Source organism: Pseudomonas sp. B19125 (genome assembly GCF_044218855.1).
Classification (GTDB): domain Bacteria; phylum Pseudomonadota; class Gammaproteobacteria; order Pseudomonadales; family Pseudomonadaceae; genus Aquipseudomonas; species Aquipseudomonas edaphica.
Genome location: NZ_CP162589.1, coordinates 6,459,065 through 6,481,416, shown reverse-complemented (window position 1 = coordinate 6,481,416; position 22,352 = coordinate 6,459,065). Strand labels below are relative to the sequence as shown.

18 protein-coding genes and 2 pseudogenes are annotated in these 22,352 nt (G+C 62.3%); 2 read left to right on the top strand and 18 right to left on the bottom strand.

Annotation, left to right across the window (positions count from 1 at the left end; genetic code table 11):
• Positions 1-25: 25 nt before the first annotated feature.
• The 12 genes from AB4P96_RS29615 to AB4P96_RS29560 all read right to left on the bottom strand — a co-directional run bounded on the left by AB4P96_RS29615 (position 26) and on the right by AB4P96_RS29560 (position 11,012).
• Positions 26-2,338 (bottom strand): MMPL family transporter, encoded by a 2,313-nt coding sequence (locus tag AB4P96_RS29615; RefSeq protein WP_395600377.1) that lies wholly within the window; start codon positions 2,336-2,338, stop codon positions 26-28.
• The gene (locus AB4P96_RS29610) at positions 2,328-2,978 is read right to left on the bottom strand and encodes an outer membrane lipoprotein carrier protein LolA (RefSeq protein WP_017138549.1); all 651 of its coding nucleotides are present in this window, start codon (positions 2,976-2,978) and stop codon (positions 2,328-2,330) included. The genes AB4P96_RS29615 and AB4P96_RS29610 overlap by 11 nt, the downstream gene beginning before the upstream one ends.
• Positions 2,979-3,007: 29 nt before the next feature.
• Positions 3,008-3,433 carry a thioesterase family protein gene (locus AB4P96_RS29605; RefSeq protein WP_169986581.1) on the bottom strand — a complete coding sequence of 142 codons (426 nt, stop codon included), beginning with the start codon at positions 3,431-3,433 and terminating at the stop codon, positions 3,008-3,010.
• A complete protein-coding gene (hutH, locus tag AB4P96_RS29600) occupies positions 3,426-4,967 on the bottom strand; it encodes a histidine ammonia-lyase (protein WP_395600376.1) in 1,542 nt (513 codons plus the stop codon). The genes AB4P96_RS29605 and hutH overlap by 8 nt, the downstream gene beginning before the upstream one ends.
• Positions 4,951-5,886: a glycosyl transferase gene (locus AB4P96_RS29595; protein ID WP_017138546.1), complete on the bottom strand. Its 936-nt coding sequence runs from the start codon at positions 5,884-5,886 to the stop codon at positions 4,951-4,953. The genes hutH and AB4P96_RS29595 overlap by 17 nt, the downstream gene beginning before the upstream one ends.
• Positions 5,883-6,617, bottom strand: coding sequence for a glycosyltransferase family 2 protein (locus AB4P96_RS29590; RefSeq protein WP_017138545.1), 735 nt, complete (start codon positions 6,615-6,617; stop codon positions 5,883-5,885). The genes AB4P96_RS29595 and AB4P96_RS29590 overlap by 4 nt, the downstream gene beginning before the upstream one ends.
• Positions 6,618-6,784: 167 nt before the next feature.
• Positions 6,785-8,455: an acyl-CoA synthetase family protein gene (locus tag AB4P96_RS29585; protein WP_186617939.1), complete on the bottom strand. Its 1,671-nt coding sequence runs from the start codon at positions 8,453-8,455 to the stop codon at positions 6,785-6,787.
• Entirely contained in the window at positions 8,452-8,997 is a 546-nt protein-coding gene (locus AB4P96_RS29580; RefSeq protein ID WP_017138543.1) for a membrane protein, read from the bottom strand. The genes AB4P96_RS29585 and AB4P96_RS29580 overlap by 4 nt, the downstream gene beginning before the upstream one ends.
• Entirely contained in the window at positions 8,994-9,248 is a 255-nt protein-coding gene (locus AB4P96_RS29575; protein WP_003187949.1) for an acyl carrier protein, read from the bottom strand. Before AB4P96_RS29575 ends, AB4P96_RS29580 begins: the two co-directional genes overlap by 4 nt.
• A 9-nt stretch (positions 9,249-9,257) precedes the next feature.
• Positions 9,258-9,527 (bottom strand): phosphopantetheine-binding protein, encoded by a 270-nt coding sequence (locus tag AB4P96_RS29570; protein WP_017138542.1) that lies wholly within the window; start codon positions 9,525-9,527, stop codon positions 9,258-9,260.
• Positions 9,505-10,317 carry a 1-acyl-sn-glycerol-3-phosphate acyltransferase gene (locus AB4P96_RS29565; protein ID WP_017138541.1) on the bottom strand — a complete coding sequence of 271 codons (813 nt, stop codon included), beginning with the start codon at positions 10,315-10,317 and terminating at the stop codon, positions 9,505-9,507. Before AB4P96_RS29565 ends, AB4P96_RS29570 begins: the two co-directional genes overlap by 23 nt.
• The gene (locus AB4P96_RS29560) at positions 10,293-11,012 is read right to left on the bottom strand and encodes a beta-ketoacyl synthase chain length factor (protein ID WP_099548064.1); all 720 of its coding nucleotides are present in this window, start codon (positions 11,010-11,012) and stop codon (positions 10,293-10,295) included. The genes AB4P96_RS29565 and AB4P96_RS29560 overlap by 25 nt, the downstream gene beginning before the upstream one ends.
• A gap of 317 nt (positions 11,013-11,329) precedes the next feature.
• On the opposite strand from AB4P96_RS29560, the gene AB4P96_RS29555 reads away from it, so the two are divergent.
• Together AB4P96_RS29555 and AB4P96_RS29550 are read left to right on the top strand one after the other, a co-directional pair.
• Positions 11,330-12,100 carry a ParA family protein gene (locus AB4P96_RS29555; protein ID WP_017138539.1) on the top strand — a complete coding sequence of 257 codons (771 nt, stop codon included), beginning with the start codon at positions 11,330-11,332 and terminating at the stop codon, positions 12,098-12,100.
• Positions 12,101-12,578: 478 nt separating this feature from the next.
• Positions 12,579-12,800 (top strand): DUF6124 family protein, encoded by a 222-nt coding sequence (locus AB4P96_RS29550; RefSeq protein WP_169986573.1) that lies wholly within the window; start codon positions 12,579-12,581, stop codon positions 12,798-12,800.
• A 125-nt stretch (positions 12,801-12,925) separates the two neighbouring features.
• On the opposite strand, the gene trxC is transcribed toward AB4P96_RS29550, so the two are convergent.
• The 6 genes and pseudogenes from trxC to AB4P96_RS29520 all read right to left on the bottom strand — a co-directional run.
• Positions 12,926-13,360, bottom strand: a complete 435-nt coding sequence (gene trxC / locus AB4P96_RS29545) for a thioredoxin TrxC (RefSeq protein ID WP_186617933.1) — start codon at positions 13,358-13,360, stop codon at positions 12,926-12,928.
• Between the two features lie 210 nt (positions 13,361-13,570).
• Positions 13,571-15,034 carry a protein adenylyltransferase SelO gene (selO, locus tag AB4P96_RS29540; protein ID WP_169986569.1) on the bottom strand — a complete coding sequence of 488 codons (1,464 nt, stop codon included), beginning with the start codon at positions 15,032-15,034 and terminating at the stop codon, positions 13,571-13,573.
• 48 nt (positions 15,035-15,082) lie between these two features.
• Positions 15,083-18,421, bottom strand: a complete 3,339-nt coding sequence (mscK, locus tag AB4P96_RS29535) for a mechanosensitive channel MscK (RefSeq protein WP_017138535.1) — start codon at positions 18,419-18,421, stop codon at positions 15,083-15,085.
• A 56-nt stretch (positions 18,422-18,477) separates the two neighbouring features.
• A complete protein-coding gene (locus tag AB4P96_RS29530) occupies positions 18,478-20,220 on the bottom strand; it encodes a potassium/proton antiporter (RefSeq protein WP_017138534.1) in 1,743 nt (580 codons plus the stop codon).
• 261 nt (positions 20,221-20,481) lie between these two features.
• Positions 20,482-21,081: pseudogene (locus tag AB4P96_RS29525) on the bottom strand (methyl-accepting chemotaxis protein); the annotation flags it as partial.
• A gap of 303 nt (positions 21,082-21,384) precedes the next feature.
• A pseudogene (locus AB4P96_RS29520) lies at positions 21,385-22,041 on the bottom strand (MCP four helix bundle domain-containing protein); the annotation flags it as partial.
• Positions 22,042-22,352: the final 311 nt, after the last annotated feature.

Genomic DNA, 22,352 nt, shown 5'->3' with positions numbered 1-22,352 from the left:
CTTGCCACTTTGGCGATTAACACATTCATAAGGCGTGCTTCTGATGCCCGGCCCAAGGCGCCAGCATAAAGCTGAACGCCAGGCCGAGGCTGACCGACAGGCCGAAATTGCTCACGGCGGGTGTACTCGATACCGCCAGCAGGCCAAACGACAACCAGGTCGTCAGTGCTGCCAGCAGCGTACCTAAAAGACTCACGGCCGCGCCGCCGATCTGCTCGCGCATCAAGATCGCATAGTCGACGCTGATGGCGGTGACCAACAGCAGGCCGAACAGGCTGAACAAGGTCAGCGGCTGGCCCAGCCAACCGAGGCTGGCGAGGCTGCACAGCGCCGCGAGCAGTGGCAGGGCGACGATGCGCAAGGCGCCGCCAACACCGAATGGCATGATCAATAACAGCACGATCAGCACACACGACATCAGCTTCAACTCAGCCGCGCTGATCTGCGTGTCGGCAAACACTTGGTTCAAATCACCCAGCCGGTCAACCAGTTGCACGCCGGGTAAATCCAGCGCCTGCACGCGCAACAGCGCCGGGTTGTTCAGGCCTTGCAGGCTGACCATCGCCGCCACGCCGCCGTTTACCGGCCCCAGCCACAAGGTGCGCCAAGGCTCAGCCAATGGGCCAACCAGCGCGGCATCGATGTCTTCGGTGGGCAGCGCTTGCAGTTGCGTGACTTCGGCTTGCAGCGCGCTGGCCGGCACGCCAAGGTCCAGCAGCGGCTGCCAGTGCTGCGCGAGGTTGTTCAGCGCATCACGAAGTTGCTGCTGCTCAGCCGGCAGGCTCACCAGTTGGTTGAGCGCCAGGTAGCCTTGCAGCTTGCCCATGTTCACCAACTGATCCAGGCGTTCGCCCAGGGCGGCCTGGCGTTCCAGCAACTGCTGCTGGTTGTCGGCGCGCACCAGGAAAAACTGGCTGGTGGGCTGGAAACCAGTGATGCGCGCCACGGCCTGCGCTTCTTGCAGCAATTGCGGCGGGGCACCGATCCACTGGCGGATATCATTTTTACTGTTCAAGTGCCACAGGCCGCCCGCGCAAAACAGCAGCAACAGTGCCAGCAGCACCGGGCTTGGCACGCGCTTGAGCAGCGCGGCGCGCAATAGCCACAGGCATTCGGCAATCCGCAGCGGCCACTGTGCCGGGCGCAGCTCCACACCCTTGAGCAGCGCGGGCAGCAGGCACACCGCCGACAGGTAGGCACCGACTAAACCGGCGGCGGAGAACACGGCGATTTGCGTCAGCGCCGGGAACGGCGTCCATGCAAGCGCCAGGTAGCCAATGCAACTGGTCGCCAGGCTCAGGCTCAGCCCTGGCAAGGTCAGGCGCAATGCCGGCCAGCTGCGCCAGGGTTGCAGGCTCCAGCTTTTGGACAGGTAATGCAGCGGGTAATCCACCGCCACGCCGATCAGGCTGGAGCCCAGCACCAGGGTCATCACATGCATATGGCCGAACAGTGCCACACAGGCCACCGCGCCAAACAGCATACCCACCAGCACCGGCACAAACGCCAGCAACACGCGCCAGCGCCGAAACGCCAGCAACAGCAACAACAGGATGCCCAGCGTGGCGCCACCACCGACCCAGGTGATTTCCCGCGTGGCCTGTTGCTGCCCGTTGGCGGCGTAAAGCAGGCCGCTGGCAGCGAGCAATTGCGCGCCTTGCTCGCGGGCCTGTTCGCGACTGGCCTGGAGCAGGTCCGCCACTTGCAGCGGCAGTTTCATATCAAAGGCATTGCCGGTGGTGCGCGCACGCAGCAGCACCCAGCTTTTGCCGTCGGCATCGGCAATCAAGGCGCCGCTACCGATATCGAGCTGCACCGAACCGTGCTGCGGTTGGCTGTTCTGGATGCGACCGGTAAGGCCCAGCCAGTCGTCCTGGCTCGGCACCAGGCTGAACCCGGTAAACGGGTCGAACAGCGCTTGCACGCGCTGCTGAATGAACGCGTCTGGGTGCTCGATCAGTTGCTCGCGGTCCTTGGCCGAGAGCATCGCCAGCCGACCGCGCAGCAATTGTTCACGCAGGGCGGGCAAGTCGGCTTGCAGGTTCCACTGCACTTTTTCAAACAGGCCGCTGGCCTGCCAGCGTTCGCCCATTTGCTGCGCCACTGCTACGGCTTTTTGCCGATCGGCATGCCCCACCAACACCAGCATTTCGCGGTTCAGCGGTTCCTGCATACGCTGTTCGGCCTTGAGTTCCAGCGCATCCGGCGTGCTGCCCGGCACCAGTTCCATCAGGTTGGCCGACAATGGCGCGCCATGGCGCCACTGCCAGCCGGCCAGCGCCAATACTGCCACCAGCAGGATCAGGAACAGGCGTGGCAGCCAGCGCTCACTGGGCAAAGTCGTGTTGCTCCGATTCGCTCAACGGTTGGCCGGCAGTGCTGTCCTGCATGCGCAGCACGGTGCTGTCGCCCTGGGTTTCGAGCAGTTCGATTGTTTGCACCAGCTCGCCGCCGTCGATATTGATCTGGGTGAACACCTGCTTGAGCAGCAGCGAACGTGGGACCAGCGTCAGCTTCCACTGTTGGGCTTCGCCTTGCAGCTGCAGCTCGAAATCGCGCTGCAAGCCACTGCTGTCGCCTTGGAGTACGGCAAGGAACAGGCGATTCTGCTCGGCACCGGCGCTCTTGTTCGGCAGCAATTGCCAGCCATTGGCGTCACGCCGAGCGATGCCTTGGGCGCTGATGCGGTAGTCCTGTTGCAGCGGGGTTTTCAACAGCCACAGCAGGCCGTGGTCTTTGGCGAGTACGAACGTGCCTTTGCTGACCAGTGGCTGGGGCAGGGCGCGCAGGTGTTTTTCCTGGATGAAGCTGCCGTGGATTACGGCGGGTTTGGCCAGTTGGTCGCTTAGCTGCTGCAGGTCGAAGGCGTGAGCACTGAAACTCAGTAGCAACCCGATCAATGTGGGAGCGGGCTTGCCCGCGATGAACCTGAGGGCGCTGCGCAGTATCAGGCGAAGCGCGTTATCGTTGACGATCATCGCGGGCAAGCCCGCTCCCACATTAGATCTCATTTCAGGGCTCTCTCTACGGCGTCGGTGAATACTTTTGGCGAGGCCAGCTGCATCTCGCGGCTGGCGATTTCCACCGCCACTTGCACGGTGCTGGCGCGGGTCAGGCGCTCGCCGCTGGCCAGGTCGGTGATCAGATAGTTCACCTTCAAACGGTTCTCCCACTCCACCAGGCTGGCGCGCACATTGATCGTTTGGCCAAAGGTCGCGCCGCGCACATAGCGCAGCTGCATGTCGATCACCGGCCAGGCGTAGCCGGATTCGAGCATCGCCGTGTAGTTGTGGCCGAGCTTGTCCAGCAACGCGCAGCGCGCCACTTCCAGGTACTTCACGTAATGCCCGTGCCACACCACGTTCATGGTGTCGACATCAAAAAACGGCACGAGGATTTGCGTGTCGCAATGCAACACGCCCTGGCTACGCATGCAGCCTCCAGTGTTGCTCGGCGATACGTTTGAGGCACAGGCGCAGTTCGCCTTCCAATGCGCGGTCTTCGATCACCGGCGGGAAGTCTTTGGCCAGCTCGATATGCATGGCCGCCAGTGCGGGTGGCAGTGGGCGTGCGTCTTCAGCCTGGGCGCGCAACCACACGCCCTGGTTGGCGGCGAGCAAGGTGGCGGCGGCGACCTGTTCGGTCAGCTCCAGCACGCGGATTGCGTCGCGGGCGGCGATGGTGCCCATGCTCACCTTGTCCTGGTTATGGCATTCGGTGGAGCGCGAGAACACGCTGGCCGGCATGGTGTTTTTCAGCGCTTCGGCGGTCCAGGCGCTGGTGCCGATCTGCACGGCCTTGAAGCCGTGGTTGATCATCGCGCGGTCGGCCGGCGCGCCGGACAGGTTGCTCGGCAGGCCGTGGTTGTAACGCACATCCACCAGCAGCGCGAGCTGACGGTCGAGCAGGTCGGCGACGTTAGCCACCAGGGTCTTGAGGCTGTCCATGGCAAAGGCGATATGCCCGCCGTAGAAGTGCCCGCCGTGCAGCACGCGTTCTGCTTCGGCGTCGATGATCGGGTTGTCGTTGGCGCTGTTCAGCTCGATTTCAATGAACGAGCGCAGCCAGTTCAGGCTGTCGGCCAACACGCCCAGCACATGGGGCGCGCAGCGCAGCGAGTAGCGATCCTGCAAACGATGCAGCGGCGCAGTCGGCGCATCGATCGCCAGGTCCTTGCGCAGCCAGGCGGCCACTTGCATCTGCCCCGGGTGCGGCTTGGCGGCGAACAGGCGCTCGTCGAAGTGTTCCGGGTTGCCTTGCAGCGCTACCACGTTCAATGCGGTGATGCGCGTGGCCAGTTGCAGCAGGTAGTCGGCGCGGGCGAAGGCCAGGCAGGCAAGGCCGGTCATCACGGCGGTGCCGTTCATCAAGGCCAGGGCTTCCTTGGGGCGCAGCACCAGCGGCTCCCACCCGAGTTCGCGGTGTACGTCGGCAGCCTGGCGGCGTTCGCCACGGAACAGCACTTCGCGTTCACCGGACAGGGTCGCCGCCACGTAGGACAGCGGCGTCAGATCACCGCTGGCGCCCACTGAACCTTCTTCCGGAATCAGCGGCAGCACGTCGTGTTCGAGGAACGCATGCAGGCGCTCCAGCAACTCCACACGCACGCCGGACACGCCGTGGCACAGCGACTGCAAGCGTGCGGCGAGTACGGCGCGGGTGGCCTGTGCGTCGAGCAACTTGCCCAGGCCGCAACCGTGGAAGGTGTAGAGGTGACGCGGCAACGCCTCGACGTGCTGCAACGGCACCGCCACCACGCATGAATCGCCGTAGCCGGTAGTCACGCCATAGATCACGCCTTCCTTGTCCAGCAGCGAGTCGAGGAACTGCGCGCCCTTGGCGATGCGCTGGCGATAAGCGGCGTCATCCTGCAATTGCGTGGGCGCCTGACGGTTGGCCAGGGCCAGCACGTCTTCGATTGGCAGGTGGCGTTCGCCAAAAATTACCGGCTCAAGATGCGGGGTCATCGGTCTTCCAGAAAGGGTAAAAGTTGAACCATTGTTGGGGCGCCTCCAGGCAAAAATCGCCCAGGCGTGCGGCGTAGCGGGCGGTCCACTGGGCGATGACGTGCTCGCGGGTGCTGCGCTTCCATTCGATCAAGGCGGCGAACGGCTCGATGGTCAGGCGATAGCGGCCATTGTGCTTGAGGCACATCAGCAGGTTGACCGGGCATTTAAGCAGGCCGGCCAGCAGCCACGGGCCTTGGGGGAACGCGGCGGCATGCCCGAGAAAGTCCACGCGCACCTTGCGCCCGCCGTGCAGGGGCACGCGGTCACCGGCAATCGCCAGCCACTCGCCCTCGTCCAGGCGCTGGCTGAGCAGCAGCATGGTCGCCGGGTCCAGCTCGCTGACCTGGATCAGGCGCAAGTGCGTGGCCCCGGCCTCGCCCAGCAGGCGGTTGAATTGTTCGGCGTGCTTGGTGTGCACCAACACGTTCATGGTGACTTGTTCGCCAATCTCTGCGAGTGCGCGGCACACCTCCAGGTTGCCCAAGTGCGCGCCCACCAGCATCTGGCCGCGCTCGCCGCGTAACTGCCCGCGCAATTGCGCCGGGTCGTTGATTTCGATCTGTTCGATGCGCAGCTTGCCGTTCCACACGTCGAGCTTGTCGAGCAAGGAGTCGGCGAAGGCCATGAACTGCGCGAACACGCTTTTATGGCTGGGCCGCAACGCATCGCGCCCGCTCCAGTCGGCCAGGCGCTGCTGGTATTGCCAGGCGCTTTGGCGGGCTGTGCGGCCGAACAGGAAAAAGTACAAAACGATGCCGTACAGCACCGGGCTCAACAGGCGGCGGCCCAGCACTTTGGCCGCGAACGCGGTGAGTTTCATCAGCCAGAAGCTGCCGCGCTCTTCGCGGTCGGCCCAGTGTTTGGTGCTGTCGCTCATGCCTGCCACCGTCGCCACACAATCATCGGCGCGCGTACCAGCATGCCGAAGAACAGCCGGGTGTGCATGGCGCTGATGCGCACGTTGTCGCGGAACAGGCGGAAGTGTGACACGCCATCGGTAGGGTAATGCACTTGGGTTGGCAGCCAGCGCATCGGCTGGTTGCGCCAGGCCAGGCGCACCAGAATGTCGGAGTCGAAATCCATGCGCGTGCCGATGTACGCCGAATCCATCAAGGCCAGCGTCGGCGCCAGTGGGTACACGCGAAAACCGCACATCGAGTCGCGAATCTGCAGCGACAGGGTGTTGATCCACACCCACACGTGGGTCAGGTAGCGCGCGTAAAGGCGACCCTTGGGCACGCTGTCGTCGTATTCGGGGTAGCCGCAGATCACCGCGTTTGGGTGCGTGCGCGAGGCGTCGAGGAAGCTGTCGACTTCGCGCAGGTCGTGTTGGCCGTCGGCGTCTACCTGCAGCGCGTGGGTGTAGCCCAGGCGCGCGGCTTCGCGAAAACCGGCCATGACCGCGCCGCCTTTGCCTTGGTTGTTTGGCAGGGTCAACAAGGTGACGTGATCGAGCGTTGCCAGTTGCGCCAATACCGCCGCGCACGCCGGGCTGCTGCCGTCATCGACCAGCAGGCACGGCAGGCCGCTGTTCAACAGGCTGTGAACCACGGCGGGCACGGCGGCTTCGTGGTTGTAGACCGGGATGAGGGCGCAGGGGTTATGCATGGCGTACCCAGCCAGCGATTGAACAACCTGTGGCGAGCAGGCTTGCCCTGCGTTGGGCTGCGCAGCGGCCCCAGTAAGGTAACCTCTGTGAATCAGGCAGAACTCCATTACAGGTTTTGGGGCCGCTTCGCAGCCCAACGCAGGGCAAGCCTGCTCGCCACAAGAGCTTATGCATGCGCAGCCACCAATTGAATCCGGCCGCTGGAGCAGGCCGCATCGCCGTTGCGGTACGCGAAGTACAGCTTGCCGCGCTCCGGATCGAAGCGCAGGTGCAGTTCAACCTGATCACCAGGGCGCACCAGTTGCTGGAACTTGAGCACTTCCATCCCGGCAAAGGTCGCGGGTAAATCGAGCAGTTGCTGGCCGAGGTTGAAGGCCCATTCCACCTGCACCACGCCGGGCAGTACCGGCGTGACCGGGAAATGGCCGCTGAAGTAGGCCAGGTCCGGCGGGATGCTCAGTTGCACAGTCCATTCGCCGTTGGCTTCGACCTGTTCCAGCACTTCGGGTGCTTTTGGGCGTGGTGCCAGCAGCAATGCCTCTGCGTCAGCCTGGGGCAGTTTGCCTTGGCTGTTCAGCGGCAGCTGGCGCAGCAAACGCCAGCGACGTGGCAGGGCCAGGGCTTCGCAATGTTGGCTTAAATGCTCGCGCAGGGTTTGGGTGACGCTGCGTCGCCCCTGATTGCGCAGCGCATGCAGGCCCTCGGCGCTCAGCACCACCAGCGCGCCAAGTGAAGCGCGGTTTTCCTGCACCACGCCCAGACGGGTTTCAGCGACCCAGGCGTGGGTCAGCAGTGCCTGTTCGAGCATGGGCAGGGAGATGCGCTTTTCTTCCAGTTTGACGATGCGGTCCAGGCGCCCGAGCAGCTCGAAGCGGCCATCGGAATGAATGCGCGCCGCGTCGGCGGTTTGTTCGATATGCCCGGCCGGCAGGTACGGCGAGGCAATGCGTAGGGCGCCGTCGGCATCCTGGCTCAGTTCCACATCGGCAAATGGCTGCCACGGCTGTGCGCCCTGGCGCCAGGCGATACCGCCGGTTTCCGAGCTGCCGAGGATTTCCGTCGGCCATTGCTGCAAGCGGTCGTACAGGCTGCCGGCGGCTTCCACTGGCAGCGCGCCGCCGGAGGAGAACACTCGCGACACTTTACTCAGTGCGGGCCAGTCGAGGTTGTCGCCCATGCGCTTGAGCAGTGCGGGGCTGGCGACCCAGGCAAATTGCGCATGTTCGCGGCTGGCGCGCTGCATGTCTTCAGGGAAGGCCAGTTGTTTGCGCACAAAGGTGCGGCCGGCGCACAGCGGCCACAACACCCGGAACAGCAAACCATAGATATGTTGGGTGGCCACGCTGCCGATGATGCAGGCGTCTTTGAGGCCTGCGCCCCACAGCGCTTCCAGCGCCGCCACTTCGTTGGCCAGTTGGCGCAGGGTCTTGTCGATGCGCTTGGGTTCGCCGCTGGAGCCGGAGGTGCACAGGCTCAATTGGCAGGCGTCGAGGTCGAGCGCGGCAGGGCTCAATGGCGCCTGATACAGCGCGTCAAGGTCGGCTGCCTCTACCAGCCAGGCGTCCACGCTGTCGTCCCAGCGTTGGCGGGTCTGGGGCTGCAAGTCGGCAGGCAGCAGCACACTGACCCCGGCACGCCAGGCGCCCAGCAGGGCAACGGCCAGCACGCCTGCGTCTTCCAGGTGCACCGCCAAGCGCTGGATGCCGCGCGCCTGCAGGCCCGCCGCGAGGCTCAGGGCCTGCTCGCAGAGTTGGACGTGATTCATCGCAGGTTCGGTGGTGACCGAACGTTGTTCCAGCGCCTCAAGCAGCAAGTGCTCAAGTTTCAACCCATTCATACGCGGCCTCGAACCCTTTGTCGTACCAGCCATTCCACGGCAAACAGCAGCCCCATCAGCCCGTAGGCGATGAGGCCGTTGTACAACGTCCACCAGCTCAGTGGCGCCCACAGCGTGAGGGCGGCGGCGAGCAAGCCATTACACAGAAAAAACACACTCCACACCACGGTGACCTGGCGCGTGTACACAATTGCTTTGGGCGGCAACTGCGGGTCGGTCATGCGTGCAAGACGCTCGACCATCGGCGGCCCGTATTTGAGGCTCATGCCGAACAGCGCCAGCATGAACGCGCTGACCAGGCTCGGGTACCAGCGCAGCAACTGCGGGTTGTCGAACCAGGCCAACAGCAGGCAGAACACGATCACCGCCACGGCCATCCAGCGGCTGCCGGGGCGCCGTGCGCCGGTCAGCGCACGCAACAGCCACAGGCTGCCCAGCAGCAAACCGAATTGCCACGGCGCGAAGTGCTCGGTGCCGTAATACACCGCAAAAGGGTACAGCAGCCCCGCCAGCAACAGGCCAAGGCCGATCAGCCGGCTCATGCGGCAGGCTGGACCAGACGGTACACCGCCTCAACCACGTCGTTGACAGTGCGCACCGCCTTGAACTCTTCGGCGGCGATCTTCTTGCCGGTCTGGCGCTTGATATGGTCGATCAGGTCCACGGCATCGATGCTGTCGATTTCCAGGTCCTGATACAGGTTGGCGTCGAGGGTGACGCGCTCAGGCGGCAGTTCAAACAGTTCCACCAAGGCATCGCGCAGGGTGTTGAAAATATCGTCACGAGTTTGCATGGTCCGGTCTCAAGCTGCCTTTTTAGCCGTGACGAATGCCGCAAGGCTGGCCACGTTGGTGAAGTGATTGCGCGTGTCTTTGGCGTCGGCATCGATCTTGATGCCGTACTTTTTCTGGATCGCCAGGCCCAACTCCAGGGCGTCCACCGAATCCAGGCCCAGGCCTTCGCCGAACAGGGTCTGGTCGCTGCCAATGTCGTCGGGGCTGATGTCTTCCAGGCCCAGGGCCTCGATGATCAGCGCCTTTATGTCGTGCTCAAGGCTGTGTTGGTTGCTCATCTTCGGCGAGCTCCTTAATGAAATAGTGATGCAGGTAATCGTTGAGCTTGCGTGAAGCCTGGGGCGCTGGCCCCAGTGTGGCAAACGCCTGTGGGTCTATATCGGCACCTACGCGCAAACTGAAGTGAAAACGGCGTTTGGGAATGCGATACCAGGGTTCGGCCTTGGTCAGGGTGGTGGGGCTGACCTTGATCACCACCGGGGTGATGATTGTCGCACCGCGCAGGGCAATGGCCGCGCCGCCGCGATGAAAGGCCGGTGCTACGCCGGGCGTGGTGCGCGTGCCCTCGGGAAAGATGATCAGCGTCTGGCCATCGCGCAGCGCATCGGCCGCGGCATCGAGCATATCGGCGCTGCCGTCATTGCTGATGTAACCGGCGTCGCGCACCGGCCCACGGGTGAACGGGTTCTGGAACAGGCTCTGCTTGACCACGCAGTTGGTCTGGCGCATCAGGCCGATCAAAAACACCACGTCGATCAGCGACGGGTGGTTGGCGATGATCATCTGGCCGGGGCGCCCGAGGTTTTCTGCGCCTTCAACGCTGTAGGTCAGCACACCGGCGCGTTGCATCATGCGGATAAACAGCCAGAACAGCTTGCTGATGGTGTGGCGGGCGCGGCGCTGGTGTTTAGCGGCACTGCCTGGCAGGCAACTGAGCAGCGGGAACACCAGCAAACGCAGGCACAGCCCGCCGACACCGAAGCAGAAGAAGCTCGCGGCGGTGGCGAACAGGCGCCAGTAATAGGCGTCCCGTGGCTTATCGGTCAGGGCTTGCGTTGCCAGTTCCATACACGGTTCTTCCAGGCATGTTGGCAGGTGGCCTGCTCGGTAAGCAGGGTGCGCAGCAGGTTCAGGGCGTGGGGCCACTGGGTTTGAGTGAGTTGGACAGCGCCGCTGTTTAGTTCCAGTTGCCACTCGTCGCCCGGGGTCAGCAGCAGGCCGAGGGCATAAGGGAAGGGCACGTCACGGATCCAGTCGGCGTAAGCCGCAGGCGGTTGTTCTTCGGTGATCACCAGCAACACCGCCGGGGCGCCTTCGTTGAGCAGCGCGGCGGCTTCGAGCATGCCGTGTTCCAGGCCATCGCCGGCGGCGGCGAGGGCGGTCATTTCGCAGGTCTCATTGCGCAGGATCGACCACAGGCCAATCACCGCGTTATGCACCGACAGGCTGAACTGGGTGGGCGACAGCGGCTCGTCGTTGGCCAGGTCGCTGAGTATATCGAGGGTGCGCGGGGTTTCGCCGTGCCGGGAAACAAACACCAGCGGCAGGTCTTGCCGGCCCTCGGCCAACGGCCAGCCCACGCTGAACGCCATGCGCGCCAGCCGGCTCAGGCGGCGGCGCTGCATGGCGGGCAGGAAGGACACGTCGGGTGACGCATCGCTGGCCGGCACTAACACCGGAGCCTGGCACCAGGCGCGCCAGTCGTGCGCAGTCTCAAGGCCCGGAGCCCAGGCGCGCCATTGGTCGATATTGAAAGTGATCACTGAGAAGTTATCCCGCCCCTGCGGGCTTCCATGTGCAGCCGTTGGCCCCGAATACCGGGACAGGGAACAATGGCCGAATGGCGAGCATTATCCCGGTGCCGTGGGGTTCTAGCAAACTTTGGTAAAGAATTGTTCACGGATGAATACAATTTGCCGGAAAAGATTTACAGATTGTCCTTTACCCGTGCGGTGTGTGGATTGTAGGACTCCTCCTTTTGTTCGACAGGTGATGCGCCAGTGCATGGATGAACGAGGTAGCTAACAGGCGCTTTTGCCCTCTACACTCGGACATTCATTGATACACGGAGGTTTTTTCCATGCGGCGTGTGGTGTTCAATCAAAAAGGCGGCGTTGGCAAGTCCAGCATTGCCTGCAACCTGGCGGCGGTGAGCGCCAGTGAAGGCTATCGGACCCTGTTGGTGGACCTCGATGCACAAGCGAACTCAACTCAGTACCTCACAGGGCTGACCGGCGACGATATCCCGATGGGCATCGCCGACTTCTTCAAGCAAACCCTGTCTTCCGGGCCGTTTTCGAAGAAAAATCAGGTGGATATCTACGAAACGCCATTCGACAACCTGCACGTGATCACCGCGACCGCCGAGCTTGCGGACCTGCAGCCCAAGCTTGAGGCCAAACACAAGATCAACAAGCTGCGAAAGCTGCTGGATGAGTTGAGCGAAGATTACGACCGGATTTACCTGGATACGCCGCCTGCACTGAATTTTTATGCGGTTTCGGCGTTGATTGCCGCTGATCGCGTGCTGATCCCGTTTGATTGCGACAGCTTCTCGCGCCAGGCGTTGTATGGTCTGTTGCGTGAAATCGAAGAATTGAAGGAAGACCACAACGAAGGCCTCGAAGTGGAAGGCATCGTGGTCAACCAGTTCCAGGCCCGTGCGAGCCTGCCGCAGCAGATGCTGGATGAGTTGATTGCCGAAGGTTTGCCGGTACTGCCGGTGTACCTGGCCAGCTCGGTGCGCATGCGCGAGTCGCACCAGGAGAGCAAGCCGCTGATCCACCTGGACCCACGGCACAAGCTGACGTTGCAGTTTGTGGAGCTGCATAACTTGCTGGAAAATGCCTGATCCCTATAGCAACACAAATCCCCTGTGAACTCATGTGGGAGCTGGCTTGCCTGCGATGCAGACAACTCGGTCTATCAGTTAGACCGAGGTGATGCCATCGCAGGCAAGCCAGCTCCCACATTTGTTTTTGTGTTTCAGCAGGGGGATTTGGATTGTTCCTACTGAGGCTGTAGGAAGGGTCTGGCAAATGGGGTTGTGGGTTGTATCGTTGCCTACAGCTAAGCCAGAATCGCCCGGCTTGTGCGTCTGGATGGGCGTCTCTAAGGTTGGCCGGTCGCTGAATGTTCAGTGATCGGGTTTAGTAGCCCGTGGTGAGACGTACAGCAAATCATTGATCAGGACTGCCCTGTATTTGATGGCGGCTGTACGGAGGGCGCTTTCGAGCGCGCCGGTGAGTCTCCCCGGTCTACTAACCTGCGTACAGCTGCCACCCTCCGTTTAGTAGCGGCTGGTTGCGGCTCCTGCTCGGAGACGTTCCATGGTTAACCTTTATACAGTTGCACCCAGCCTCCCTACCGAAACCCTCGTACTCAACAGCTACGAAACCTTCTCTTCCGTCCGTACGCTGTTACTCAAGCTCTCCAACGACCTCACCGGCGAGCACCGCGACGTGGCCCTGGCCATCCATCAATTAAGCGAGCTCGGCGTAATGCTGGTCGGCCAGATGATGGACCACGAAACCCCCGTAGCCCGAGCTTAAAACGCGGTCAATGTGGGAGCTGGCTTGCCTGCGATGCAGGCAACTCGGTCTATCAGTCAGACCGAGGTGAGGCCATCGCAGGCAAGCCAGCTCCCACAGTTGACCCCGTTGCTTGAGGGGCTGGTTTACACCCCTTGGCTACGCAACCAACTCATCAACTGCGGCAACGGAAACGCGCCACTCTGGCGCGCCACTTCGCGGCCGTTCTTGAACAGAATCAAACTCGGAATCGAGCGAATCCCCAACTGCGCCGACAGCTGCTGATTAGCCTCACTATCCAGCTTGGCCAACCGACATTTACCCTCCAACTGCCCACCCGCCTGCTCAAACACCGGCGCAAACGATTTGCACGGCCCACACCACTCGGCCCACACATCCACCAACAACGGCAGGTCACCCTTGATCTGGCTGGCGTAGTCGCCTTGTTTCAGCTCGAAAGGCTTGTTCAGCAACACAGGCTGCTTGCAGCGCCCGCATTTAGGGGAATCGCCCAGGCGATCGCCAGGGATGCGGTTGAGGCCGTTGCAATGCGGGCAGGGGATTACAAGAGGTTCGGACATGGTGGGCTCCTAGGGCGTGGCCAATGGGTTTAATTTGGAGCCGACAATGAGGTTTATCAAGACCAGGCGAAAAGGATGAAACACTGATCGTTCCCACGCTCCGCGTGGTAATGCATCCCGTGACGCTCTGCGTCACCCGTGCGCAGGGCAAAAGGCGGGACGCGGAGCGTCCCAGGCGGCATTCCCACGCGGAGCGTGGGAACGATCATCTTACGACGAGCAACTAATCTCCAAATGCTTGCCCCAGTCCGGTGGCCGCTGGGCGTATTGCTCCATCCCGGCCTGTTCCTCAAACGGCTTGCTCAGCACCTCATGCAGTCGCCGCACTTCGCTGTAGTCACCTGACTCGGCAGCCGCGATGGCGTTTTGCGCCAGATAGTTGCGCAGGATGTACAGCGGGTTAACTGCGTGCATGCGTTCACGGCGCTGTGCCTCGCTGTAATCGCCATCCCGTGCGACGCGAGCCTTGTATTGATCAGCCCAGGCATCAAACCCGGCCAGGTCGACAAAGTCATCGCGCAAGCGCGCCACGGCCAGTGCCGCAGACTCATCACCCAGACGGCGGAAGAACAGCGTGTAGTCCACGCCGCTGTTCTGCATCAGTTTCAGCAAGCGTTCCACCAGTGGCTGGTCAGCGTCTTCAGCCGTGGTGAGCCCCAAGCGTCGACGCATCAGGTCCAGGTAGTGCGCCTGATACAGCGGCAGATACAGCCCAAGGGCTTCTTTTAAGGCATCCACACTGATAAACGGCGTCAGCGCCTGGGCCAGCGCGCTCAGGTTCCACTGCCCGATCGGCACTTGGTTGCTGAAGGAGTAGCGCCCTTCATGGTCCGAATGGTTGCAGATGAAGTGCGCGTCAAAATCATCCAGAAACGCAAACGGCCCGAAGTCGAAGGTGATGCCGAGGATCGACATATTGTCGGTGTTCATCACGCCGTGGCAGAAGCCATAGGCCTGCCATTTGGCGATCATCTCGGCATTGCGCTCGACGATTTCGCGGAACATTGCCAGGTACGGTTCGGGCTGTTCGCGGCACTCGGGGTAGTGCAGATTCAACACGTGCTCGGCCAATTCGGCCTGCTGCTCGGGCTTCTTGGTGTAGTAGAAGTATTCGAAATGCCCGAAGCGGATATGGCTGTGAGCCAAGCGCAATACCATGGCGCCGCGCTCTTGTTTCTCGCGCCATACCGGCGTGTCGGAGCCAATCACGCAGAGGGCGCGGCTGCTGGGAATACCCAAGGCATGCAGGGCTTCGGAAGCGAGAAACTCACGAATCGAAGAGCGCAGCACCGCACGCCCATCGCCCATGCGCGAATACGGCGTCATCCCGGCGCCCTTGAGGTGCAAGTCCCAATGCTCGCCGGCCTGGTTGTACACCTCACCCAGCAACAACCCGCGGCCATCGCCCAGTTGCGGGGTATAGCCGCCGAACTGGTGCCCGGAATAGACCATTGCCCGCGGTTCTGCTTCGGCCCACAGTTTGTGCCCGCCAAACAGCTCGGCAAATACCGGCGTTTCGGCCACGGCCGGGTCGAGGTCGAGCAAGGCCATGGCGGCGTCGCTCGCCACCACAAGGCGCGGCGCGTCGAGGGGCTCAGGCAGTACGTGGGTTGAGAACGCGTCGCCCAGGCGTGCGAAGCGGTTGTCGAAGGTCAGTTCGTCGAGGGCTTTCACCGGCCATCTCCAGCAGAATGTCCGAGCATTCTGCTGGGGATAGGGCGTTTAGTCGAGTTTGCTCGGCGGCGGTTCTTGCACGCCGCCGTCGTTGGCGGGTTTGGTCGGTGCGTCGACTTCCACCAGTTTGTATTCCTGGCCGTGGAGGTTCTTGAGGTAGACCTCCATCTGGCGGAACGAGATGTTGATGTGGTGGTTCTTGAACTCGCGGTTGATAAAGCGGTTCACCTCGTCGATCACCGGGTTGCGGTCACCCAGGTCGCGCACGTGCATGCGCAGTTCGTGGTCGAGGGTGCTTTCGCCGAAGTTGAGGAAGTACACATGGGGTTCGGGTTCTTTCAGCACGCGCGGGTTTTCACGCGCGGCCTTGAGCAGCAATTCCTTCACCAGGTCCAGATCAGAGCCGTAGTCCACACCGAGTTTCAGGGTGACGCGGGTGATGGTGTCGGTCAGTGACCAGTTGATCAGTTGCCCGGTGATAAACGTCTTGTTCGGGACAATGATGTCCTTGCGGTCGAAGTCGGTAATCGTGGTGGCGCGGATGCGGATCTTGCTCACCGTGCCCGACAGGTTGCCGATGGTGATGGTGTCGCCGATGCGCACCGGGCGTTCGAACAGGATCATGATGCCGGAGATAAAGTTGGCGAAGATCTCCTGCATACCAAAGCCCAACCCCACCGACAGCGCCGCCACCAGCCATTGCAACTTGTCCCAGCTCACGCCGAGGGTGGACAAGGTGGAGACGAAACCGACGCCGGCGATCACATAGGACAGCAAGGTGGTCGTGGCATAGGCGCTGCCTTGGGCCAGGTCCAGCTTGGACAGCACCAGTACTTCGAGCAGGCCGGGCAGGTTGCGCGCCAGGGCGAAGGTGATGCCGACGATGATCGAGGCGCCGAGCAAGTCGCCGATGCTGATCGGCACCATGCTGATATTGGCACCAGTGCCGCTGGTGTATTCGTAGAGGGTCACGTTGTCCAGGTAGGAGAACACAGTGATCAGGTCTTTCCACACCCAGTACAGCGCGGCGATAAAGCCGCCGAGCAAGGCCAGGCGGATCAGGCGCATGGACTGTTCGTTGACCTGCTCGATGTCCAGGGTCGGTTCTTCGATCACCGCTTCGCCGTCGCCGGCTTCCTTGGCGGCCTGGCGTTTGGCCAGGGCGCGGGCATAGGCCAGGCGTCGTGCAGCAACGCCGAGGCCGCGTACAAAGGTGGCCTCGATGACCAGCCAGAACATCAGCAGGTACAGCGTGTTGATCAGCCGGTCGCTGAGTTTGAGCGCGGTGTAGTAGTAGCCAAAGCACACGGCGATAAACAGCGCGACGGGCAGGGCGGTAAACACCAGGCCCACGGCCTTACGGAACAATGAGGCTTTTTCGTGGGTCGGGCTGTGCAGCAGCAGGCGACTCAGCAGCCAGGCCATCAGCGCGTAGCAGGTCAGCACCACAGCGATGCCCAGCACGTCGTCGGCCAGCGCGGCCGGCTGGTGTTCGGCGATGGCCACTACCGCTACCAGCGCCAGCACCACCAGCCCGAGCTTGCGGATCCAGCCCTGGAGGAACTCGACCTGGGGCTTTTCCCAGCGGAAATGCAGTTCGGCCACGCCACCCGGCGCGAGAATCCGGTAGGCGGTGTAGAACACCAGCCACGCTTGGGCGATCAGCAGCAAGGCCGCGCCCAAGTTGGCGTTTTGCCCACGGGCGTCGATTTGCAGCGCGTAGCCGCACAATGCCAGCGCCAGGGCCACCGGCAGCGCCAGCAGGATATTCACCAGGATGGCCACCGGCGTGTGCCATTGGCTGTCGCGCTTGAAGTGGCCAATATCGAGGTGGATCTTTTTCAGGCGCGCGTACAAGGCTTTACGCCGCCACAGCAGTGCGCCAATCAACAGCAGCAACGGCAAGAACAGCAGCGGGCGCTGGGTCAGGCCGTCATACAGTTCGCTGACGCTCGAAGCCCACGGCAGGGTGGTGACTTGCTTGGTCAGGTGGTCCGGCACGGTTTCCAGCCACTCGGTGTCCAGCGGCTTGTTGCTGGGGATCCAGAACATTTGCTCGTCGAGGGTCGCGCGCAGGTTGGTGGCGGTGCTGAGCAGTTGTTTCTGGTTCAGTTGCAGGGTGATAGATTCGTTCAGCAGCGCGCTCAGCTCACGGCTCAGGCGTTCGAGCAGGTCGCTGCGAGTGATCGCCAGTTCCAGCAAAGTGCGGCGCAATTGTGGCGTCACGTCATCCGGCGACTGATTGGCCAGCAGGCTATCCACATAGGTGCTGGGCGTACTGATCAGTTCGCGTTGCTGGTTGACCTCGAACTGGTACAGGCGAATGTTGGCGATGTCGTCCGCCAGGTTGCGGTCGACGGTAAGACGCGGCAGCGCCTGTTTTTGTTTGTAGAGGATTTTGGAGAGCAGCAGGCTGCCCTTGAGCACATTGATCTGCTCGTCCAGGGCCGAGTCGCTTTGAGTGACGGTGTCCAGTTGCTGCTTGGTCTGCAGGTTTTTCTGGGTCAGGTCATTGAGGCGATCAGTGCTTTTGAGCAGGTAGTCGGAGAGCTTGAGGTTGGCCGCGCTTTCGGTCGCGAGCAGGCTGCTGCCGCCGGCCTTTTGCGCTTCGATGGACTGCTGGGTCACGGTCTGCTGGGACTGGGCCAGGCGTTTCTGGTTGATCAGGGTTTGCAGGTCCTGGATCTCTTGTTCCAGGCGCGCGGTCTTTTCCACCACCAGGTCATGCTGGCTGTTGCCCAGGTCTTGCAGTTGGCTGTTGCCGGCCAGTTCCTGGCGGCGCAGCGGGATCAGGGCATTAAGGGCCGCAAGTTCGGCATTCAATTGGTTGCGCTGGTCGCCGCTGAGGGTTTTGCCGTTGTCTTTACCAGCCTTGAGGATCGAATTGATCTGCTGGATGCGCGTCTGGCTGCTGCTGATTTCGGTCTGGGCGCGCTCTGGACGGGTTTGGGCGGCGATGGTCAGGCTGTTGGCGTCGGCCAGCTCTTTTTGCAGGTCGCCTTGCTGGGTGCTGCGCTGCACGAGCAATTGCTCAAGTTGCGGCACGGGCAGCGAGGCATAGCGTTGGGCCACGGGGACAATTTTAGTCGCCTTGAGCCGCACCAATTCACGCTGGTTGTCGGTGGTCTGGCGCGGGGCGTCTGCCAGCTGGCGCTTGAGGTCGGCCAGGCGCTGCTCGTAATCCTGCTTGTTGCCCAGGTACGTCAACGTCTGTTGCAGGATGCTCTGCAACGCCTTCATGTCGGCGTCGGGCAGCTTGCGGTCGGGCAGCTTGTCCAGGCTTTGCTGGATGGCGTCGGTGCTGGGCGGGTCGGCGGCGTAGACGTTGCCCACGCAGAGGGTCAGGCCCAGCAGGGCAGTGGCTAAAAAGGTGCGCAGTAGGGTCATGGATACCGGTCGAGCAAGGTAAAGAGGCTGGTGGCGTGGCGCCATAGCCTCGCAGTTTAGAGGAAGAGTCCAGGGCCTGGACGACTTCCTTCGGGGAATTTGACGCCGACTTTTCCGATCTTGTTCCCGTCCATGACCGCGACGGTCCAGATTGTGTTGTTCCACTCCACCTGGTCGCCGACGATGGGCGCGCCGCCGACCTTCTGGGTGATGAAGCTGCTGAGCGGCATATCCGGGTCGATGCCGTCGAGCTTAAGCCCGTACAGGGCGGAGACCGCGCCCAGCTGGGCGTCGCCTTCGAGCACGAAATCGCCGAAGAAACGCAGGTCGAGGCCGCGTTGCGGCGCCTGGCTGAACAGTTTGCCGAGGGCCGGCAGGTTGTGTTCGTGGCCGATCACGCAGAGTAAATCGTCGACTTCCAGCACCGTACTACCCGACGGATGGAGCAGTTGCTGGCCACGGAACAGTGCGGCGATGCGTGTGCCTTCGGGCATTTTCAGCTCGCGCAGGGCGGCGCCGATGCACCATTTTTCCGCGCCCAGGCGGTAGACGAACAGCTCCCACTCGCTGGTGACGTGCACTTCCAGCGCGGCGCGGGAGATGGGCGCCGGTTCCGGCGGCACGGTGACCTTCAGCAATTTGGCCACCCACGGCAGGCTGGTGCCTTGCACCAGCAGCGACACCAGCACAATAAAGAATGCCAGGTTGAAGTACAGCTGCGCGTGCGGCAGGCCGGCCATCAGCGGGAACACCGCCAGAATGATCGGCACCGCGCCGCGCAAGCCGACCCAGGCGATAAAGGCTTTTTCGCGGCCGTGGAAGGCCTTGAACGGCAGCAGGCCGACCATCACCGACAGCGGCCGCGCAAACAGGATCATCCACAACGCCAGGCCCAGTGCCGGCAGGGCGATGGGCAGCAGGTCATGGGGTGTGACCAGCAGGCCCAGCACCAGGAACATGCCGATCTGTGCCAGCCACGCCATGCCATCGAGCATATGCAAAATGCCATGACGGCTGCGCACCGGGCGGTTGCCGATCACCAGCCCGCACAGGTACACGGCGAGGAAGCCGCTGCCGTGCAGGGCATTGGTCAGGGCGAACACCACCAGGCCACCGGCGATCACCAGGATCGGGTACAGGCCGGTGGCCAGGTTGATGCGGTTGACCATTTGCAGCATCAGCCAGCCGCCGCCCAGGCCGACGATGCCGCCGATGCCGAATTCGCGAATCAGGTGAGCCAGCAAGCTCCAGTGCAGGCCGGTCTGGCCGCTGGCCAGCATGTCGATCAGGGTGACGGTGAGGAATACCGCCATCGGGTCGTTGCTGCCGGATTCGATTTCCAGGCTGGCGGTGACCCGCTCGTTCAGGCCCTTGCCGCCCAGCAGTGAGAACACGGCTGCGGCGTCCGTGGAGCCGACAATCGCGCCGATCAGCAAGCCTTGGATGATATTGAGGTCGAACAGCCAGGCCGCCGCCATGCCGGTGAGGCCGGTGGTGATCAACACCCCCACCGTGGCCAGCGACAACGCCGGCCAGAGTGCCACGCGAAAACTCGCCACCCGTGTGCGCAAACCGCCGTCGAGCAGGATGACGGCCAATGCGAGGTTGCCCACCAGGTACGCGGTTGGGTAGTTATCGAAGATGATGCCGCCGCCATCGACGCCGGCGGCCATGCCCACCGCCAGGATGATCACCAGAATCGGGATCCCTAAGCGCGAGGAAAGAGAACTCACCAGAATGCTCGCACCCACCAGCAACGCGCCGATCAAGAACAGGCTGTTGATGGTCGTTGCATTCAAAGGCAGTACTCCAGAGCGGGGAAGACGGGGCGCTAACTGACCATGCAGTCTGCGTGCCAGCGATTCTAACCTGTTGAATTGCTGTGCTGTCAAAAGATCGTTCCCACGCTCTGCGTGGGAATGCCTCGTTGGACGCTCTGCGTCCGCTGTCAATGTGTGAGCTGGCTTGCCTGCGATAGCGGTGTATCAGTCACTGGGGTTATTGACTGTTAGATTGCTATCGCAGGCAAGCCAGCTCCCACAAGGGATCACTGGTGTCAGTTAGAGCCTGAAGCGCCCCACCATCCCATTCAGGTCCACTGCCAAGCGCGACAACTCACTGCTCGCCGCACTGGTCTGGCTGGCACCCGTGGCCGACTGCACCGACAAATCACGAATATTCACCAGGTTACGGTCCACTTCCCGCGCCACTTGCGCCTGCTCTTCGGCCGCGCTGGCGATCACCAGGTTGCGTTCGTTGATCTCCACAATCGCAGTGTTGATGGTTTCCAGCGACATTCCCGCGCCTTTGGCGATGTTCAACGTCGACTCCGCACGTTCGGTGCTGTTGCGCATCGAATCCACCGCATGCTCGGTGCCGGCCTGAATGCTGCCGATCATCCGCTCGATCTCGCTGGTCGACTGCTGGGTGCGATGGGCCAGCGCGCGCACTTCATCGGCCACCACGGCAAACCCACGACCGGCTTCACCGGCGCGCGCCGCTTCAATCGCGGCGTTCAGGGCCAGCAGGTTGGTCTGGTCGGCCAGGCCGCGAATCACGTCGAGCACTTTGCCGATATCGCGGGACTCATTGGCCAGGTCGCCAATCAAGGTGGCGGTGGCTTGCACATCGCCGCTCATGCGCTCGATGGCGCTGACGGTTTCCTGCACCAGGTCACGGCCGTCACCGGCAGAGGTGGTGGCATTGCGCGAGGCTTCGGAGGTGCTTACCGCGTTGCGCGCGACTTCTTCAACGGCACTGGTCATCTCGTTGACGGCGGTGGCGGCTTGCTCGATTTCATTGTTCTGCTGGGTCAGGCCACGGGCACTTTCGTCGGTGACGGCATTCAGTTCTTCTGCCGCGGACGCAAGCTGGGTCGCGGAGCCGGCGATGCGCTGCAGGGTGTCGCGCAGCTTGTCCTGCATCTTGGCCATGGCAGCCAGCAGGCGGCCGGCTTCATCGTTGCCATCAACCTTGATCGGGCGGGTGAGGTTGCCTTCGGCGACTTCTTCGGCAGCTTCCAGGGCCTGGGCAATGGGCAGCGTGATGCTGCGGGTCAGCAGCCAGGCGAACAGCAGGGTCAGCGCGGTGGCAATGATCAGCAGGCCCACTACCAGATCAAAGGCCATGTCGTATTGGTCTTTGGCTTCTTGGTTGGTGGCGTTGGCCATTTGGTTGTTGATGTCCAGCAGGCGCGTGAGCACCGCGTTGACTTGCTCGGAATTACTCAGTAATTCGGTGTTGAGCAAGGCGCGCAGCTCATCAATCTGGTTGGCGCGTGACAGGCTCTTCATGCGCTCCTCGATCTGATGGTACTGGCCGAGCAAACGCACGTATTCGTTGTAGGTGGCGCGCTCTTCGCTGCTTTCTATAAGTTTTTCGTAGACGCCTTGGGCGGCACGAATCTGCTGGTTGCGCAGCTCAAAGGCTTCCAGGGTTTTTTGCTGCACGTCCGGCTCGCGGTTGGTCAGCAGGCGGTACGACAGCACGCGCAGGCGCAGGGTCAGCTGGGTGAATTCGTCGAGGGCGCGAATGCTCGGCACGCTGGACTGGGTGATGTCTTCGGTGGCTGCGCGAATTTTGCTCATCTGGTTCAAGGCGAACACACCGAGAAACAACATCAGCGCGCCAATAAACGCAAAGCCAAGGAAAGCCCTCGGAGCGATATTCATATTACGAAGAGACATGCGGGAGTCCTGGGGAGAAGCGCGATCCGTGCGGCCATGAGACGAGGTGTGCATTGCGTATCGGCCATGCGACTAAAGTCTTAAGGGGGCGCGCGCTTTTGTCGCATCTGACGAGGGGTTGGACGGATTCAGGAACCAGATCGGGTAAATGCAGTCACTAAGGCTCGAAAGTGCGGCCCGGCCCTTAAAAAACGGGCTGCCTGCCGGGGATAACCCTGGCATCCGAGGTGAATTTTCTTTATCGT

Excerpts from the sequence above, each read along its gene's own strand:
- AB4P96_RS29610 (WP_017138549.1), bottom strand. The coding sequence starts at position 2,978 with ATGATCGTCAACGATAACGCGCTTCGCCTGATACTGCGCAGCGCCCTC.
- AB4P96_RS29605 (WP_169986581.1), bottom strand. The coding sequence starts at position 3,433 with ATGCGTAGCCAGGGCGTGTTGCATTGCGACACGCAAATCCTCGTGCCG.
- hutH (WP_395600376.1), bottom strand. The coding sequence starts at position 4,967 with ATGACCCCGCATCTTGAGCCGGTAATTTTTGGCGAACGCCACCTGCCA.
- AB4P96_RS29595 (WP_017138546.1), bottom strand. The coding sequence starts at position 5,886 with ATGAGCGACAGCACCAAACACTGGGCCGACCGCGAAGAGCGCGGCAGC.
- AB4P96_RS29590 (WP_017138545.1), bottom strand. The coding sequence starts at position 6,617 with ATGCATAACCCCTGCGCCCTCATCCCGGTCTACAACCACGAAGCCGCC.
- AB4P96_RS29585 (WP_186617939.1), bottom strand. The coding sequence starts at position 8,455 with ATGAATGGGTTGAAACTTGAGCACTTGCTGCTTGAGGCGCTGGAACAA.
- AB4P96_RS29580 (WP_017138543.1), bottom strand. The coding sequence starts at position 8,997 with ATGAGCCGGCTGATCGGCCTTGGCCTGTTGCTGGCGGGGCTGCTGTAC.
- AB4P96_RS29575 (WP_003187949.1), bottom strand. The coding sequence starts at position 9,248 with ATGCAAACTCGTGACGATATTTTCAACACCCTGCGCGATGCCTTGGTG.
- AB4P96_RS29570 (WP_017138542.1), bottom strand. The coding sequence starts at position 9,527 with ATGAGCAACCAACACAGCCTTGAGCACGACATAAAGGCGCTGATCATC.
- AB4P96_RS29565 (WP_017138541.1), bottom strand. The coding sequence starts at position 10,317 with ATGGAACTGGCAACGCAAGCCCTGACCGATAAGCCACGGGACGCCTAT.
- AB4P96_RS29555 (WP_017138539.1), top strand. The coding sequence starts at position 11,330 with ATGCGGCGTGTGGTGTTCAATCAAAAAGGCGGCGTTGGCAAGTCCAGC.
- AB4P96_RS29550 (WP_169986573.1), top strand. The coding sequence starts at position 12,579 with ATGGTTAACCTTTATACAGTTGCACCCAGCCTCCCTACCGAAACCCTC.
- trxC (WP_186617933.1), bottom strand. The coding sequence starts at position 13,360 with ATGTCCGAACCTCTTGTAATCCCCTGCCCGCATTGCAACGGCCTCAAC.
- mscK (WP_017138535.1), bottom strand. The coding sequence starts at position 18,421 with ATGACCCTACTGCGCACCTTTTTAGCCACTGCCCTGCTGGGCCTGACC.